Raw genomic sequence first — 16,634 nt, 5'->3', positions numbered from 1 at the left:
CTTGAACATGGGATACATCTGGGGGTCGGGATCGATGAAAATCCGGGCCGATGCAACCTGCCCCTCATTCCGGCACTTTCGGCCCTCACGGTATTCAAGGCGCTCCCGGCCTGCCCAACGCGCCCGCGCTGCGCACCCGAAGCCGCCGCCTGCTGGTGCGCCAAGCCCTGCTAGATCGGCTCTCCGCGGCGCACGAGCGCCGCTGCATCGTGCTGCGCGCGCCCTCCGGGTTCGGCAAGAGTTCGCTGCTGCTGAGCTGGCAGCGCGAGCTGGTGTCCGCGGGCACCGACATCGCCTGGCTGCGGCTGGCCAGCCTGAACAGCCTGGGCAACATGGCCGAAGGCGACCTGCATTTCATGGCCGCCCTCATGGCCGCGCTGGCCGCCGTGGACGCGGGCATTGCGCGGCATGCCGTGGCCCACGCCCGCCCTGACGCCGACGCCATCGAGCGGCTGGTCATCGCGCTGGTGCGCGGCATTGCCGCCCGCGGCCGAAGGCTGGTGCTGATCGTGGACGACGTGCAAAGCGCGCAAAGCGACAACGTGCTGAACGCCCTGCAACTGCTGGTGGCGTATGCGCCGGCCAACCTGCTGTGCGTGTTTGCCAGCCGCGACAGCCTCCCCTTCACCCTTCCGATCACCTTGCCGCTGCCCCTGGCGCCGGCCCATGCCCCCACCCAGGCGCTGGAGCTGGACAACGACGACCTGCGCTTCAGCCTGGCGGAGTCGCTCGACTACCTGCGCATGCGCCTGCCCGACCTGGACGCGCGCACCGCCGCGGCCTTCCATCGCATGACCGACGGCTGGCCGGCCCTGCTGCGGCTGGCCAGCGCCGTGGTGCGCCGGCGGCGCGGCACGCAGCCGCTGCCGCCTGAAGGGCTGCCCGACCTCGCACCCTTTTCGGCGTACTTCGCCGCCCATGTTTTTCCGCGGCTGTCCGCCACGCAGTTGCGCCTGCTCACGCTGTGCGCGGCCCCCACCCGCTTCAGCGCGTCGCTGTGCGCCGAGCTGGCGGGCGCCGGCTACACCCCGACCCTGTGCACGGAGCTGCTCGGCCCGCCGGCGCGCGAGGGCCTGCTGTCGGTGGTGCCACAAGGCCCGGCCGGCGAGCGCTGGTGGCAACTGCACCCGCTGCTGCGCCGCGTGCTGCTGGCGCGCCTGGCCGCCTGGCCCGAGGCCGAGCGGCTCAAGCTCCATGCCAAGGCCTGGCCCTCGCTCGCGCTGCGCGGCATGCACCACCAGGCCGTACGCCACGCGCTGGCCGCCCACGACACCCAGGCGGCCCACCGGCTGGCCGAGCGCGGCGCGTTGGCGCTGTTCATGGGCGGCCAGCTGATCGAGGCCATCGCGCTGATGCGCCAGCTCGACCCCGCGACGCTGGGCGACAGCGCCAACCTGCGGCAGTGGCTGGGCTGGGTTGCGCTGGCCGACTACCGGCTGGACGACTGCGCCCAGGGCATTGCCGCCCTGCGCGCGGAGCCGGCCGGCATCGACCCGGCCATGCGCTACCGGCTGACACTGCTGGAGTGCCTGCTCGCCATCCGCCGCGACGACAGCCACGCGCTGTCCCAACTGGTTTCGCAGCTTCTGGCGCCACCGGCGGCGGCCGACGAGTTTGCGCGCGCCGGGCGGCGCAACGTGCTGACCTGGCTGCACCTGCGCAACGGCGAGTTCGAGCGGGCGCGGCAGATTCAGCGCGACGAGCCGCTGGCCCTGGTCAACGGCGAGCCGGTGGTCGAGAGCCTGTTCGGCTCGCTGGTGGGCCAGTGCCTGGTGGGTCTGTCGTACGCCATCGAGGGCCAGATGCACCGCGCCGAGCGCATCTACCGCCATGTGCTGAGCGAAGTGCAAGCACGCGGCACGCAGTGCGTCGAAGTGACCCGGCTCACCGCGCAACTGCTCGCGCAGGTGCTGTGCGAGCAGCAGGGTCCACAAGTGGCGGCGCGCTACATCGAGGCGCAGCCGGGCACGCAGGACGGCCTGATTCCCGACACCACGCTGCGCATGATCCTCATGACCAACCGCGCGCAGCAGGCCGCCGGCAAGTGGCGCGATGCGCTGGCGCACCTTGCGCAGGCCGCAAGCTTTCTGCAGGGCCTGGGCACGCACCGCGCGCTGGCCTGGGTGCTGCTGGAGCAGCTCCAGGTGCAGCTGGCGCGCAACGACGTCGACGCGGCGCGCGTGCCCTTGCAGGCGCTGGAGGCGCTGCACGCGGCGCACCCGCAGGACGAAGCCGGCGCCCTGAGGCAAGTGGCCGACGCGCTGGAGCAGGCGCGCGTGCGCATGGCGATGCACGAGGGCCAGTGGCCGCTGGCACTGTCGAAGACAGAAGCGCTGGTGCAGCGTTACAAGCAGCGCGGCCAGGTCGGCGCGGTGGCGGCCCTGCAACTGCAGGCGGCCGAGGCCGAGCGCCGGCTCGGGCGCACCGAGGCCAGCGGCGCACGGGTGCGCGCCACCCTGCGCATGGCCCACCGGCTGGGCTTGATGCAGACCTTGCTGGGCGCGCACGACAACGCGCTGCAGCTCATTCAGGCGGCGCGCGCGGTGCCCAACCTCGACCCGGTGCTGGTGTTCTTCGCCGAGCGCATCGAAGCTCTGGCCCGCGCCCAGCGCCCGGAGCGCGCCACCGCGCCGCCGCCGGCCCCGCGCTTTCGGGACGACCGCAGCCTGGTGCGCCTGCTCACGCTGCGCGAGGCCGAGGTGGTCGAGCTGCTGGTGCAGTCGATGCCCAACAAAAAGATCGCGCTCACGCTCGGGCTGTCGCTGGACACGGTCAAGTGGCACCTGAAGAACATCTACCTGAAGCTGGACGCCCACGGGCGCGAGGCCGTGGGCGCGCGCATGCGCATGGAACAGGAACGCGACGCCGGCGGGCAGCCCTGACGGCGGCGGCAGGCAGAAAAACGCGGCTGCGTCAGTTGCCGGGCGGGTGCTCGAACGTCAGCCAGCCGCCGAACGCCAGCTCGCCCGCGGGCCAGTCGGCGGCGGTTTCGGCGCAGCGAACACCGCGCTGCAACAGCGTCACGGCGCGCAGCACGCCGGCATGCGTGACCCACAGCGCGCTGCACTCGCCGGCCCGCCATTCGTCGTGCGCGGCGGCCACGCGCTGCATGAAGCCGCGCACGCTCTCGCCGTGAACACCGGCAGGCGCGTCGGCAAAGTTGGCGGTCCAGGCGTCGATTTCTTCGCGCGCAATGGCGGACCAGGGGCGCCCTTCCCAGGCGCCGAAATTCATCTCGGCCAGGCGGGCGTCGTGCTGCACTGACAGGTCGGGGCGCAGCGCCACGATGGCGTCGGCCAGTTCGGCGCAGCGCCGCAGCGGGGAACTGCGCAACACCACACCGACTGGCAGCAGGGGCGCGATGCGCTGCGCGGCGGCCAGCGTGGCGTGCGCGTGCGCCCGCAGGTCGGTCGCGCCGTAGCACAGGCCCGGCTCGGCCACCACCGGCGCGTGGCGCTGCAGCCAGAGGGTGCGCCGGCCCGCGCTCATGCGCGCCACGCCAGCGCGAGGTAGATCGCCAGCTCGCAGACCTGCTGGGTCGCGCCCAGGCCGTCGCCGGTAAAGCCCTGCAGGCGCCGCACAAGGAGCCGCGCCATCCAGCCCGCCGCCAGCACCGCCACCAGCACGGCCGCGCCCACGTGCACCGCGTCGTGCGCGCACAGCAGCAACGCCACCGCCGGCAGCGCCCACACGAAGGCGATGGCCAGCGCGCCACCGGTGATGGCGTCGGCCAGCGGCTTGGCCTTGCTGGCACCGCTGTCGCCCACATAGGGCAGCCAGCGAATCAGAAAGAGCGGCATCAGGCGCGACAGCACATGCGCGCCGACCACGGCAATGCCCGCCGCCTGCCACCCCTGCCCGGCCAGCGTGGCGAGCAGCGCGAACTTGAGCCCCAGCGCCAGCACCAGCGCCACCGCGCCGAAGGCGCCGATGCGCGAGTCCTTCATGATTTCCAGCGCCCGGTCGCGCCGGGCCGAGCCGCCCAGGCCGTCGGCCACGTCGGCCAGCCCGTCTTCATGGAAGGCGCCGGTCATCATGACCGTGGCAAAGGTGCTCAACACCGCGGCGGCCAGCGCGCCCGCCACGCCGGGCAGGCCCATGCCCACGCCCACGAACACCCCCGCCGCCACCGCGCCCACCAGCCAGCCGATGCCCGGCAGGTGTGCCGCGCTGGCGCGCAGCATCTGCGGGCTGAACCCGACCCAGGCCGCGAGCGGGCCCGTCACGGGTACCCGCGTGAAAAACTGCAGCGCGAGCAAAAAGTGGCGAATGCCGTTCATCCGGGTGCCTTGGTTGCTTGGTTGCCTGGTGCCTGGTGCCTGTTCGTGCCGCCTCAGGCGTCCTTGCGCGACACGCCAGCCGCCTCGAAGCTGGCCATCTCGCGCAGGATGCGGCAGGCCGATTCAAGCAGCGGCCACGCCAGCGCGGCGCCCGAGCCTTCGCCCAGCCGCAGGTCGAGGTTCAGCAGCGGGTCGAGCCCCAGGTGCGCCAGCAGCAGCAGGTGCCCCGGCTCGGCCGAGCAATGCGCTGCCACGCAGCGCTGCAGCACGGCGGGCTGCAGCGCCTGCGCCACCAGCACGGCCGAGCTGGCGATGAAGCCGTCGAGCACGATCACGCGGCGCTCCTCGGCCGCCTGCAGCACCGCGCCGACCAGCGTGGCGATCTCGAACCCGCCGAAGGCGGCCAGCGCGTCCAGCGGCGCGGTGGCGGACGCATGCAGCGCCAGCACCTCGCGCAGCACCTCGCGTTTGCGCGCCAGGCCCGCAGCGTCCAGCCCGGTGCCGGCGCCGGTGCAGTCGTCGATGCGCAGCCCGGCCAGGCGCGACAGCAGCAGCGCGGCAGCGGAGCTGTTGCCGATGCCCATTTCTCCCAGCAGCAGCGCATTGCCCGGCAGCGCGCGCACCACCTCGCGGCCGTTGGAGATGGCCTGCGCGCACTGCGCGGCGGTCATGGCGGGGCCCGCCGACGCGTCGGCGGTGCCTTCGGCGATGCGGCGCGACACCAGCCCGGGGCGGGCCTGAAAGTCGCGGCGCACGCCGCAATCGACCACCGTGAGCGCCAGGCCGTGCTGGCGCGCCAGCACGCTCACCGCCGCGCCGCCGGCCAGAAAGTTCTCGACCATTTGCCAGGTCACGTCGCTCGGGTAGGCCGAGACACCGCGCGCCGCCAGCCCGTGGTCGCCGGCGCAGACCAGCATCTGGGGCGCCTCGAGCACCGGCTGCGCGCTGCCCAGGATGGAGCCGATGCGCAGGGCCAGCGCCTCCAGCCGGCCGAGCGCGCCGAGCGGCTTGGTCTTGTTGTCGATTGCGCTTTGCAGGCGGGCAATTAAATCGGCATCTGCGAGATCGGGAATTACGGGAATCAATTCAATTTCCTGAATTACGGGCGCGTGAGAATTAGCGGAAACTGGCGCAATTGATTCAATTGCGGGAATTGCGGGAATTGCGGGAATTGCGGGAATTGCGGGAATTGCGGGAATTGCGGAAATTAATTCGGTCATGCAATCAATCCGGCAAGCACGCCGGCGTCGAAATGGGTGTCGATGAAATCGGCCAGGCCGTCGAAGGTGGCGTCCAGCGTGGGCGTGGACGTGCCGAATAACGCATGCAGCGCGCCCGGGTCCTCGAACAGGCCGTGCAGATAAATGCCCAGCACATTGCCGCGCGCGTTCTGCCAGGCCAGTCCGTCGGGCATCACGGCCTCGCCGTGCTGCGCCATCTGCGGATGCGCGGCCGTTTGCCCGTGGTGAATTTCGTAGCCCGCCACCGGCACGCGCGACAGCGCGCCCCAGGCGCCCGTGAGTTCGCCGAAGGTCGCGGCACGGTGGCGCACGGTTTTCTCGCGTGCGAACACTGTCACCAGCGGCAGCAGGCCCAGGCCCGGCGCATTGCCGTCGATGCCGTGCGGATCGACCAGCGCCTCGCCCAGCATCTGCAGCCCGCCGCAGATGCCCAGCACCGCGCCGCCACGCTCGGCGTGCGCGGCCACGGCGGCGTCCAGCCCCTGCGCGCGCAGCCAGGCCAGGTCGCCGCTGGTGTGCTTGGAGCCGGGCAGCACGATCCAGTCCGCGCCGTGCACGTCGGCCGGCGTGCGGGCCCACACCAGGCGCACGCCCGGCACGTTCTTCAGCGACTGAAACTCGTCGAGGTTGCTGATGCGCGGATAAGCGATGACCGCCACGGTGCGCGTGACGGTGCCACTCGCCCGGCTGCGGTCGTCGAACACGCCGTCTTCTTCCGGCAGGCCGTGCTGCCACCACATCGGCAGCACCGCCACCGTGGGCACGCCGGTCAGCGCCTGCAGTTGCTGCGGCGCGGGCGCCAGCAAAGAGGCGTCGCCACGGAACTTGTTGAGCACAAAGCCGCGCAGCAGCGCGCGGTCGGCCTCCGGCAGCAGCGCCCAGGTGCCGTACAGATGGGCAAAGGCGCCGCCGCGGTCGATGTCGGTTGCGAGCAGGCAGCGCGCCTGGGCGTGCCGGGCCACGCGCATGTTGACGATGTCGCTGGCCATCAGGTTGATTTCGGCGGGCGAACCGGCGCCTTCGATCACCACCACGTCGTTGTCGGCGCGCAGTTCGTCCAGCGACTGCGCAATTTGCGGCCACACGCGCTCGCTGCGGCCGCGCCAGGGCAAGGCGGAGAGTTCTTCGCTGACCTGCCCCATCAGCACCACCTGGCTGTGGGTGTCGCGCTCGGGCTTGAGCAGCAGCGGGTTCATTCGCACATCGGGCACCGCATTGGCGGCCAGCGCCTGAAAGTACTGGGCGCTGCCGATTTCGCCGCCGCCCACCACGCGGGCGTTGTTGCTCATGTTCTGCGCCTTGAAAGGCGCTACTTTCAGGCCGCGCCGCACGTACCAGCGGCACAGCGCGGTGGCCAGCCAGCTCTTGCCGGCACCGCTGGTGGTGCCCAGGACCATGACGCACTGCGCCGGTCCGCTTTTCGCCTTTGAACTCATCGGCGGATTGTCGTTGAGCGGGGTTTGAGCCGGCCTTGCGCGCGAAAAATGAGACATTCTTCACGCCTTGGGCGTCGCAAGCGTGGCCTATGCATCCAAAAGTATGCTTTTTGCGTAGACACAGGGTCACACAACGCAATGCACCCGCCACCCATGCCCGCCCTGAACGATCTGGCCCTTGCCGTCGAAGAACGTGAACCCGGCCAGTTCTTCTGGACGCTGCTCGAAGCCCACCATGGCGGCGACTCGTCCGAAACGCTCGATTACCGCGTCTACAAAGCGGCCACCAAGCCGCAGGTCAGCTACTCCAACGCGCTGGCCATGGGCGTGTCGGAGCTGCAAAAAATAAGCGCCGCCGCAGGCACAGCCGGCAAAGGCTGAACCCACGGCGGCGCAAAGACCGCCTTTCGACGTTCAGGCTTTCAAATTTTTCGCTGCGGCTATCAACCTCAGATCAACGTGCCGCCACGTGCTGTACCGCGGGAACGTCCCAGCCCCCGCCAATGGCGCGCACCAGGCCCACGGCCGCCTGGTACTGGGCCGACTTCACCTGCAGCGCCTGGCGGCGGTTGCGCAGCTCGCTGCGGCGCGCGTCCAGCAAATCGAGCTGGCTGATGTAGCCGTTGCGGTAGCGCGTGTCAGACAGGCTGGTGGCGCGCGTGGCCGAGGTCACGGCCTGCGCCTGCACCACCGACTGCTCCTGCAGGATGCGGATGGACGACAGCTGGTCTTCCACCTCCTGGAACGCCACGAGCACCTGCGTGCGGTAGCCGGCCAGCGCACCGTCGAGCTGCGCATTGGCGCTCTGCACGCCCGCCTCGCGCCGGCCGCCGTCGAACAGCGGCAGCGACAGCAGCGCACCCACGCCCCACGAGCGGGCCGACCACTTGAAGAGGTCGCCAATTTCCGGCGAGGCATAGCCGGCGGCGCCGGTCAGGGAAATGTCCGGAAACCATGCGGTCTGCGCCACGCCCACGCGGGCCTGCGCGGCCAGCACGGCGCTTTGCGCGGCCGACACGTCGGGCCGGCGCGTGAGCACCGTGCCGGGCACGCCGGGCGGAATGGACGGCAGCGCGGTCGACCATTCGTCGGAGCGCAGCGCAAAGCTGGAGGCCGAATCGCCCACCAGCACGGCCAGCGCATGTTCGACCTGGGCGCGCTGGCGGTCGAGCGCCAGCGCGTCGGACTCGGTCGACGACACCTCGGTCTGCACGCGGGCCACGTCCAGCTCGGCAATGTCGCCGGCCTGCTCGCGGCGCTGCGTCAGGCGCAGCGTGTCGCGGTAGGCCTCGACCTGTTCGCGCACCAGGGCGCGTTCGGCGTCGAGCGCGCGCAGCTGCAGGTAGGTCTGCGCCACCTCGGCCTGCACCGCCAGGCGGGTGCTCTGCAGCAGCGCCTCGCGGCCGGCCGCGTCCAGCTTGGCCGCGTTGCTGGCCCCCGAAAGCCGCCCGAACAGATCCAGCTCGTAGGAGAACGTGGCGCCCACATTGGTGATGGTGGCCGGGCGCACGCTGGCCGTGGCCTTGTCCAGACCCGCGCCCCGATTGGCACCGGCGCCCAGGCCGATCTGCGGCAGGCGGTCGGCCTGGGCGCTGCGTGCCAAGGCACGGGCTTCGGCCAGCCGCGCGGCGGCGGCCTGGATGTTGTTGTTGTCGACGTCGGCCTTCTCGACCAGCGCGTTGAGCGCCGGGTCGTTGAACGCCAGCCACCAGGCGCCGCGCGCCTGGGCTTCGGCGGGCAGCGCCCGCGTGAAGCCCGCGGGCGGCGCCGCGCCCTGCTCCTTGAACTGCGCCGTGGTCGTGATTTGCGGCACGCCCGCGGGCACGGTGGCGCAGCCTGCGAGCACCAGGGCCGCCATCAGCGGCAGCAAGGCCGAGCGAAACGCATTCAGGGGTTTCACCAGAGGTTGTACTGAGAATTTCATGATCAACTTTCTTCTCGATCAGTCATGCGAACCGTGCGAGGGACGCGGCGATGCGGGCACCGGGTGCAGCCCACCGCCACCCGAACCACCGTGCGGACCTTGCGAGGCAGGTGCGCTCGGCGTGGCCGGATGCTCGCCCGACACAAACTCTTCGCCGTGCGGCACCTGGCCATGCAGCTTGAGCGGCTTGTTGCCCGCCAGGCGGCGCAGCAGCACATAGAACACCGGCGTCAGGAACAGGCCGAAGGCCGTCACGCCGATCATTCCGGAGAACACCGCCACACCCATCGCCTTGCGCATTTCCGAGCCGGCGCCGGTCGACAGCACCAGGGGCAGCACACCCATCACAAAGGCCAGCGAGGTCATGAGAATCGGGCGCAGGCGCAGGCGGCTGGCTTCGATGGCGGCTTGCACGGGGGTTCGCCCGGCAAATTCGAGCTCCCGTGCGAACTCCACAATCAGAATCGCGTTCTTCGCACTCAGCCCCACCAGCACGATCAACCCGATCTGCGTGAAGACGTTGTTGTCACCCCCCGAGATCCACACACCCGTCATGGCGGCCAGGATGCCCATCGGCACGATCAGGATGATCGCGATCGGCAGCGTCAGGCTCTCGTACTGCGCGGCCAGCACCAGGAACACCAGCAAGATGGCCAGCGGGAACACCAGAAAGGCGGAGTTGCCGGCCAGAATTTCCTGGTACGTCAGCTCGGTCCATTCAAAGCTCACGCCCTTGGGCAGCGTCTCGGCCGCAATCTTGGTGATCGCGTCCTGCGCCTGGCCCGACGAATAGCCGGGGGCCGGGCCGCCGTTGATGTCGGCGGCAAGGTAGCCGTTGTAGCGCATGGCGCGTTCCGGGCCGAAGGTCGAATTCACCTTCATCAGCGCGGCCAGCGGCACCATTTCGCCGGAGGTCGAGCGCACCTTCAGCAGGCCCACGTCTTCGGCACGGGCGCGGTAAGGCGCGTCGGCCTGCACCCGCACGCTGTATGTGCGGCCGAACTTGTTGAAGTCGTTCGCGTACAGGCTGCCCAGGTAGATCTGCATGGTGTCGAAGATGTCCGTCACCGGCACGCCCAGCTGGCGCGCCTTGGTGCGGTCGATGTCCGCATACAGCTGCGGCACGTTGACCTGCCAGCTCGTGAACATGCCGGCCAGCTCGGGGGCGGCCTGCGCCTTGGCCATGAAGGCCTTCACCGCCTGGTCCATCTGGTCGTAGCCGACCGACGCGCGGTCTTCCAGCTGCAGCTTGAAGCCGCCCGTGGTGCCCAGGCCCGCCACCGGTGGCGGCGGGAACATCACGATGAAGGCGTCCTGAATGCTGGAGAAGGCACCGTTCAACTGGCCTGCCACCGCACCACCACTTTGATCGGTGCGCTTGCGCTCGTCGAAGGGCTTGAGCGTGACGAACACGATGCCCGAGTTGGAGCTGTTGGTGAAGCCGTTGATCGACAGGCCCGGGAACGAGATGGCGTCTTCCACGTTCGGGTTCTTCTTGATGAGCTCACCCATGCGCTTGATGACGTCTTCCGTGCGGTCGAGTGTGGCGCCGTCGGGCAGTTGGGCAAAACCGATCAGGTATTGCTTGTCCTGCGCCGGCACGAAGCCGCCGGGCACGGCCTTGAAGAGGCCGAAGGTCACCGCGACCAGTGCCACGTAGATCACCAGCATCAGCGACTTGCGCGAGATGACGCTCTTCACGCCGCCGCTGTAGGCCTCAGAACCACGATGGAACAAACGGTTGAAGCCGCGGAACAGCCAGCCGAATGCCTTGTCCATGCCGCGCGTGAGCGCGTCTTTCGGCTGGTCGTGGCCGCGCAGCAGCAAGGCAGCGAGCGCGGGCGACAGCGTGAGCGAGTTGATAGCCGAGATCACCGTCGAGATGGCGATGGTCACCGCGAACTGCTTGTAGAACTGACCCGTGAGGCCGCTGATGAAAGCCAGCGGCACAAACACGGCCACCAGCACCAGCGCGATGGCGATGATGGGGCCCGACACTTCGCGCATCGCCCGGTAGGTCGCTTCACGCGGCGTGAGGCCGGCCTCGATGTTGCGCTCCACGTTCTCCACCACCACGATGGCGTCGTCCACCACGATGCCGATGGCCAGCACCAGCCCGAACAGGCTCAGCGCGTTGATCGAAAAGCCCAGCACATGCAGCACCGCGAAAGTGCCGATCACCGACACCGGCACGGCCAGCAGCGGAATGATGGAAGCGCGCCAGGTCTGCAGGAACAGAATCACCACCAGCACCACCAGCAGAATGGCCTCCAGCAGCGTGTGGATCACCGATTCGATGGACGCACGCACAAACTGCGTCGGGTCGTACGCAATGCGGTACTCCAGGCCTTCGGGCATGTTCTTGTTGAGCGCTTCCATCGTCTTGCGCACGTTGGACGAGATGTCCAGCGCGTTGGAGCCTGGTGCCTGGAACACGCCCATGCCCACGGCCGGGTCGTTGTTCAGCAGCGAACGCAGCGAGTAGTCGGCCGCGCCCATCTCCAGGCGGCCGATGTCGCGCAGGCGGGTCACGGCGCCGTCGGTGCCGCTCTTCACAATGATGTCGCCGAACTCTTCTTCGCTCTGCAGGCGCCCTTGCGCATTGATGGAGAGCTGCATGTCCACGCCCGACAGGCCCGGCGATGCGCCGACCACGCCGGCCGCGGCCTGCACGTTCTGGCCACGGATGGCGGCCACCACGTCGCTGGCCGAGAGGCCGCGCTGCGCGACCTTCTGCGGGTCGAGCCACACGCGCATGGAGTAGTCGCCACCGCCGAAGATCTGCACCTGGCCCACGCCTTCGATGCGCGCGAGCGGGTCCTTCACGTTCAGCACCGCGTAGTTGCGCAGGTAGTTGATGTCGTAGCGGTTGTTGGGCGAAACCAGGTGAACCACCATCGTCAGGTCAGGGGCGCTCTTGACGGTGGTGATGCCCAGGCGGCGCACTTCCTCGGGCAGGCGCGGCTCGGCTTGCGAGACGCGGTTCTGCACCAGCTGCTGTGCCTTGTCGGGGTCGGTGCCCAGGCGGAACGTGACGGTGAGCGTGAGCACGCCGTCGGTGGTGGCCTGGCTGCCCATGTAGAGCATGCCTTCGACGCCGTTGATCTGCTCTTCGAGCGGCGTGGCCACCGTTTCAGCAATCACCTTCGGGTTGGCACCCGGGTACTGGGCGCGCACCACCACCGAAGGCGGCGCGACTTCCGGGTACTCCGAAATCGGCAGCCCGCGCAGCGCGATCAGGCCGGCTATCAGCATCAATAGCGACAGCACGCCGGCAAAGATCGGCCGGTCGATGAAGAATTTTGAAAGATTCATGTTTGTTCTCCGGCGGGCGCGGATGCGCCCTCCTGCGAAATCAGGACTTGGCGGCCTCGGCCACGCGTTCCGGTTGTTGTTGCTTCGGGTCGGCCTTGGCGTCCATGGTCACTTGCTGCGGCGCCACCAGCGCACCCGGGCGGATGTGCTGCAGGCCGTTGACCACCACACGCTCGCCCGCCTTCAGGCCCTTGCTCACGACACGCAGGCCGTTGATGGAGGCGCCCAGCGTCACTTCGCGGTAGGCGGCCTTGTTGTCTTCACCCACGACCATCACGAACTTCTTGTTCTGGTCGGTGCCGATGGCGCGTTCGCTCACCAGCAGCGCGGTGTCGTTGCGGGCCTGGCCCATGCGGATGCGGGCGAACTGGCCCGGAATGAGCGCGCCGTCCTTGTTGTCGAACGAGGCCCGCACACGCACGGTGCCGCTCTTGGCGTCGACCTGGTTGTCGATCAGCTGCAGCTTGCCGGTGAAGGGCGTGCCGTCCAGCCCGGCGGTGCCCATCTGCACGGGAATGGTGTCGATCTTGCCGCGGGCGCTGGAGCCGCTGGGCAGGTCTTTCAGGGCGCGGGTGATGACTTGCTCGTCGGCATCGAAGCTCGCGTAGATCGGGCTCACCGACACCAGCGTGGTCAGCACCGGCGCGCCGGGGCCGGCGGCCACCAGGTTGCCCACCGTCACCTCGACCCGGCCGATGCGGCCCGACACCGGGGCACGCACCTGCGTGTAGCCCAGGCTCAGGCGCGCGGTCAGCAGTTGGGCTTGCGCCGCGCGCAGGTTGGCGTTGGCCTCGCTGCCGGCGTTCACGCGCTCGTCGTACTCGCGCTGGGCAATGGCCTTGTCGTCCCACAGGCGCTTGGCGCGCTCCTGCTCGCTGCGGCTGAACGACTGGCGGGCCTGGGCGGAGGCCACCTGTGCTTCGGCGCGCTCGACCTCGGCCGCGTACGGCGCGGGGTCGATGGTGACCAGCAGCTCGCCCTGCTTCACCAGCGTGCCTTCACGGAAATGCACCGACTGCACGGCGCCCGCCACGCGGGAGCGCACATCGACGCGTTCCACGGCTTCGAGCCGCCCAGAGAACTCGTCCCAGGCGTTGATTTCGCTCGACGCCACGATGGCCACCGACACCGGCGTGGCCGGGGGCGCGGCCGGGGCGTTGTTGGCCTCGGCCTTGAAGCTGTGCATGCCCAGCACGGCGGCGGCCACTGCCAGCACCGCGGTCAGGCCGGTCACGGCGGGCCACAGCGCCCGGGGGGCGGTGGAAGACTGCTTTTTTTCGTTGTTCGACATGATGGTTCGTCCTTCTCGATGACTTTTGGGATGCAACAGGCCAGCCCGGCGCTTTTTGGCACCAGGAGGCGAAATTCAGAAAAAAGAGGGCCCCTGCACGCTGCCGCGTGGGCAGCGTGTTGTTCAGGCAGCCGGGGTGGGCTGAGGGCTAGCTGGGGTGGTTGGACGCCGCGGGGGGCGGCGTGGTCGCGCTGAAGAACTCACGGAAGTGCCGTTGCACGGTGGCCTCGCAGGCCACGCAGGCAGTGTTCTCGGTGTCGTACAGCGCCTTGGGCCAGTTCGCGGCGCTGGGCAGCACGCTGCTCGTCACCTCGATGCCGGCACCGCGCAGGCGGTTGGCAAAGGCCATGGCCTCGTCGTGCATGGCGTCGTCCGCGCCCACCAGCACCAGCGCGGGTGCCAACGCGGCCAGCCGCAGCGAGCCGCTGGGCACCGCATAGGGGTGCGTGGCGTTGGAGGGGCAGCTGAGGTACTTTTCCCAGCCGCTGGCCCAACGGCACTCGGTGGCGTCGTTGGTCACCTTGCGCAGCGAAGCGGTGCCGGCGCACGGGTCGAGCATGGGCGACAGCAAAATCTGCCCGGCAATCGGCGGATGCGCGCGGTCGCGGGCAATCAGCGCCACCGCGGCGGCCAGGTTGCCACCGGCTTCCTCGCCGGCCAGGTACACCTGCGCACCCTTGCCACCGAGCTTGGTGCGCTGCTTGTAGAGCCATTCGAGGGCGGCGTAGCCCACCTCGATGGGCTCAGGGAAAGGCGACTCAGGCGCCAGCGGGTAGGCCACCGACACCACCACCGCCCCGGCACCGGCCAGCAGCCGGGCCACGTTGCGGCCGTTGTCCAGGTTGCCGCACACGAAGGTGCCGCCATGAAAGTGCAGCACCAGCGGAACCACGTCGCCCTTGGAGCGCTGGCCGTACACACGGGCGCCCACCGGCTCGCGGCCGGGCAGCTCGATCGACAGATCGGCTTCCACGCCTTGCGTGGCGGCGCGAACGGCAGCTTCGGCAGAAAGGGACGATGGAGCGGGTGACATTGGCGACCTCGGGGAATGGGCGATGGATGAAATATAAGGCGCGGCATGGGCCCTTAAACAGGGTTGATGCCCCTACTCTGTTTCCAAACCGCTAACAATCGCGTGGTCAACGGGGATTTGCCCGCTTGTGTGAGAATCCGCCTCCCCCGGTGTGGGCCGGGTACCCCAGAACAGGCATTCGATGGATCAAATCCAGGCCATGCGGATCTTTGTCCGCGTCGTGGAGGCCGGCACCTTTACCCGGGCAGCCGACTCGCTCGCCCTGCCCAAAGGCACGGTCACCAAGCAGATTCAGGCGCTGGAGGCGCGCCTGCGCGTGAAGCTGCTCAACCGCACCACGCGGCGCGTGACGGTCACGCCCGACGGCGCGGCCTACTACGAGCGCGCGGCGCGCCTGCTGAACGACTTCGACGACATGGAAGCCAGCATGACCAATGCGCAGGCCAACCCCACGGGGCGGCTGCGCATCGACATCGGCACCTCGGTGGCCAGGCTGATCATCCTGCCCCACCTGGCCAGCTTCTGCGACCGCTACCCCGACATTCAAGTCGACCTGGGCGTGAGCGACCGCGCCGTCGACCTGATCAGCGACAACGTCGACTGCGTGATTCGCGCGGGCGAGCTGAACGACCAGTCGCTGGTGGCGCGGCGCATCGGCACGCTGCACTTCATGACCGTGGCGTCGCCCGCGTACATCAAGCGCTACGGCATGCCGCAGCACCCGAACGAAATCGAAAAGCGCCACGTGGTGGTGAGCTACTTCTCGGGCACCACGCGGCGCGTGTACCCGCACGAGTTCAAGAAGGGCGACGAGCACATCGAGCTGAACGGGCACTACCGTGTGTCCGTCAACGAGAGCAACGCGCACATCACGGCCGTGCTGGGCGGCTTCGGCATTTCGCAGTGCATCACCTTCATGGCCGAGCCGCTGGTGGAAAGCGGCGAGCTGGTCGAGGTGCTGCCCGACTGGGAGCGCGACCCGCTGCCCATTCACGTGGTGTACCCGCCCAACCGGCACCTGAGCGCCAAGGTGCGGGCGTTCGTGGACTGGACGGCGGAGCTGTTCGCGAAGAATCCGAGGCTGCAGCGGCGCTGATCGGCCCCGAATGAAGCGGTGCAGCGGACGGTGCATTGGGCGGTGTATTGGGCGGCGCAGCAAATATTTCCCCGCCGCACCCTAAAGTTTGGCCGCCAGCTGCCGCTATTGATGGAGAGCCAGGCCAACCGAGACCGGAGCGCGCTGCAATCTCCGGCACGAACGCGCGTGGCGCGGCTTCACCCAAGCCGCGCCCGCACAAACATACCTTCCCGCAAACCCATGGACAACCAGTCGAACGGCCAGGCCGACGCACCCAGCCAGACGCAGACCCCGCCGGACATCGGCAGCAGCGAATACGGCCGCCGCAACCCGCTGGAAATTGGCGCGCGGCTGCGCAACCTCGTCAACAGCAGCGACTTTCTCACCGTGCAGTACGCCGGCGGCCAGCTGGTAACGCAGCTGCTCGACGTGGACGTGCGCGCCCGCACCTTCACCTTCGACTGGGGCGCCTCCACGGAGCAGAACCAGGGCCTGCTGGCCGCGCCGCGCTGCCACTTCAGCGCCCAGCCGGACGGCGTGCGCGTCGAGTTCGCCACCGCCACGCCGCGCGAGAACCGCTTCGAGGGCCTGCCCGCCTTCGAGGTCGACTTTCCCGAGGTGCTGTTCTACCTGCAGCGCCGCGAGTACTTCCGCGTCGATACGCCGCTCGATTCGTTCACCTGCACCGGCCGCTGGCCCAAGGGCGATGCGTTTCGCTTCGACGTGCACGACCTGTCGCTGGGCGGCGTGGGCATGCGCACCATGGACGAGCGCGTGGCCATCCTGCCGATCGGCACCTTCCTGCGCAACTGCGAGCTCTCGCTGGGCACGCTGGGGCGGCTGTCGCTCGACCTGGAGCTGGTGTCGCAGCGCCCTTCCACGCTGCCCAACGGCAAGCTGCGCTACCAGCTCGGCTTCAGGTTTCTGGCGCTGCCGGGCAGCGTGGAAGGCCGGCTGCAGCGGCTGATCACGCAGCTGGAGATGAAGCGCAACGCGATGGTTCGTTGAGGTCGTGCGCTGAGGTGGTTCGTTGAGG

At 69.2% G+C, this 16,634-nt stretch carries 12 protein-coding genes; 4 read left to right on the top strand and 8 right to left on the bottom strand.

What is annotated here, in order from left to right; translation table 11 throughout:
* Nucleotides 1-50 precede the first annotated feature (50 nt).
* A complete protein-coding gene (locus VLK31_RS07555; protein ID WP_409167764.1) occupies nt 51-2,882 on the top strand; it encodes a LuxR C-terminal-related transcriptional regulator in 2,832 nt (943 codons plus the stop codon).
* 31 nt (nt 2,883-2,913) lie between these two features.
* On the opposite strand, the gene VLK31_RS07550 is transcribed toward VLK31_RS07555, so the two are convergent.
* The 4 genes from VLK31_RS07550 to VLK31_RS07535 form a co-directional block, all read right to left on the bottom strand.
* A complete protein-coding gene (locus VLK31_RS07550; protein WP_409167763.1) occupies nt 2,914-3,489 on the bottom strand; it encodes a histidine phosphatase family protein in 576 nt (191 codons plus the stop codon).
* Entirely contained in the window at nt 3,486-4,280 is a 795-nt protein-coding gene (locus VLK31_RS07545; RefSeq protein WP_409167762.1) for an adenosylcobinamide-GDP ribazoletransferase, read from the bottom strand. Before VLK31_RS07545 ends, VLK31_RS07550 begins: the two co-directional genes overlap by 4 nt.
* A gap of 53 nt (nt 4,281-4,333) precedes the next feature.
* Complete coding sequence (gene cobT / locus VLK31_RS07540; RefSeq protein ID WP_409168040.1) at nt 4,334-5,371, bottom strand: nicotinate-nucleotide--dimethylbenzimidazole phosphoribosyltransferase; 1,038 nt, start codon at nt 5,369-5,371, stop codon at nt 4,334-4,336.
* 125 nt (nt 5,372-5,496) lie between these two features.
* The gene (locus VLK31_RS07535) at nt 5,497-6,957 is read right to left on the bottom strand and encodes a cobyric acid synthase (RefSeq protein WP_409167761.1); all 1,461 of its coding nucleotides are present in this window, start codon (nt 6,955-6,957) and stop codon (nt 5,497-5,499) included.
* A 138-nt stretch (nt 6,958-7,095) separates the two neighbouring features.
* Between VLK31_RS07535 and VLK31_RS07530 the strand changes: the two genes are divergently transcribed.
* On the top strand, nt 7,096-7,338 hold the full coding sequence (locus VLK31_RS07530; protein WP_409167760.1) for a hypothetical protein: 243 nt from the start codon (nt 7,096-7,098) through the stop codon (nt 7,336-7,338).
* 73 nt (nt 7,339-7,411) lie between these two features.
* Here the strand turns inward: VLK31_RS07530 and VLK31_RS07525 are convergent, their stop codons facing one another.
* From VLK31_RS07525 to VLK31_RS07510, 4 genes are all read right to left on the bottom strand, one after another.
* On the bottom strand, nt 7,412-8,881 hold the full coding sequence (locus VLK31_RS07525) for an efflux transporter outer membrane subunit (protein ID WP_409167759.1): 1,470 nt from the start codon (nt 8,879-8,881) through the stop codon (nt 7,412-7,414).
* 18 nt (nt 8,882-8,899) lie between these two features.
* The gene (locus VLK31_RS07520) at nt 8,900-12,196 is read right to left on the bottom strand and encodes an efflux RND transporter permease subunit (RefSeq protein ID WP_409167758.1); all 3,297 of its coding nucleotides are present in this window, start codon (nt 12,194-12,196) and stop codon (nt 8,900-8,902) included.
* Between the two features lie 40 nt (nt 12,197-12,236).
* Nucleotides 12,237-13,487 (bottom strand): efflux RND transporter periplasmic adaptor subunit, encoded by a 1,251-nt coding sequence (locus tag VLK31_RS07515; RefSeq protein WP_409167757.1) that lies wholly within the window; start codon nt 13,485-13,487, stop codon nt 12,237-12,239.
* Between the two features lie 148 nt (nt 13,488-13,635).
* Entirely contained in the window at nt 13,636-14,520 is an 885-nt protein-coding gene (locus VLK31_RS07510) for an alpha/beta hydrolase (protein WP_409167756.1), read from the bottom strand.
* A 181-nt stretch (nt 14,521-14,701) separates the two neighbouring features.
* Here VLK31_RS07510 and VLK31_RS07505 point away from each other — a divergent pair, with 181 nt between their 5' ends.
* Together VLK31_RS07505 and VLK31_RS07500 are read left to right on the top strand one after the other, a co-directional pair.
* Nucleotides 14,702-15,616 carry a LysR family transcriptional regulator gene (locus tag VLK31_RS07505; protein ID WP_409167755.1) on the top strand — a complete coding sequence of 305 codons (915 nt, stop codon included), beginning with the start codon at nt 14,702-14,704 and terminating at the stop codon, nt 15,614-15,616.
* 222 nt (nt 15,617-15,838) lie between these two features.
* A complete protein-coding gene (locus tag VLK31_RS07500) occupies nt 15,839-16,606 on the top strand; it encodes a flagellar brake protein (protein ID WP_409167754.1) in 768 nt (255 codons plus the stop codon).
* Nucleotides 16,607-16,634 lie beyond the last annotated feature (28 nt).

The sequence above is a fragment of the Variovorax sp. H27-G14 genome (assembly GCF_046156345.1).
In the GTDB taxonomy this organism is placed as follows: Bacteria; Pseudomonadota; Gammaproteobacteria; order Burkholderiales; family Burkholderiaceae_C; genus Variovorax.
Note: the sequence above shows the minus strand (reverse complement) of the source record. Positions and strands in the feature narration are given on the sequence as shown.

What these genes read in the sequence shown, in the direction of transcription:
- VLK31_RS07555 (WP_409167764.1), top strand. Translation starts at nt 51, where the DNA reads ATGCAACCTGCCCCTCATTCCGGCACTTTCGGCCCTCACGGTATTCAA.
- VLK31_RS07550 (WP_409167763.1), bottom strand. Translation starts at nt 3,489, where the DNA reads ATGAGCGCGGGCCGGCGCACCCTCTGGCTGCAGCGCCACGCGCCGGTG.
- VLK31_RS07545 (WP_409167762.1), bottom strand. Translation starts at nt 4,280, where the DNA reads ATGAACGGCATTCGCCACTTTTTGCTCGCGCTGCAGTTTTTCACGCGG.
- VLK31_RS07535 (WP_409167761.1), bottom strand. Translation starts at nt 6,957, where the DNA reads ATGAGTTCAAAGGCGAAAAGCGGACCGGCGCAGTGCGTCATGGTCCTG.
- VLK31_RS07530 (WP_409167760.1), top strand. Translation starts at nt 7,096, where the DNA reads ATGCACCCGCCACCCATGCCCGCCCTGAACGATCTGGCCCTTGCCGTC.
- VLK31_RS07525 (WP_409167759.1), bottom strand. Translation starts at nt 8,881, where the DNA reads ATGAAATTCTCAGTACAACCTCTGGTGAAACCCCTGAATGCGTTTCGC.
- VLK31_RS07520 (WP_409167758.1), bottom strand. Translation starts at nt 12,196, where the DNA reads ATGAATCTTTCAAAATTCTTCATCGACCGGCCGATCTTTGCCGGCGTG.
- VLK31_RS07515 (WP_409167757.1), bottom strand. Translation starts at nt 13,487, where the DNA reads ATGTCGAACAACGAAAAAAAGCAGTCTTCCACCGCCCCCCGGGCGCTG.
- VLK31_RS07510 (WP_409167756.1), bottom strand. Translation starts at nt 14,520, where the DNA reads ATGTCACCCGCTCCATCGTCCCTTTCTGCCGAAGCTGCCGTTCGCGCC.
- VLK31_RS07505 (WP_409167755.1), top strand. Translation starts at nt 14,702, where the DNA reads ATGGATCAAATCCAGGCCATGCGGATCTTTGTCCGCGTCGTGGAGGCC.
- VLK31_RS07500 (WP_409167754.1), top strand. Translation starts at nt 15,839, where the DNA reads ATGGACAACCAGTCGAACGGCCAGGCCGACGCACCCAGCCAGACGCAG.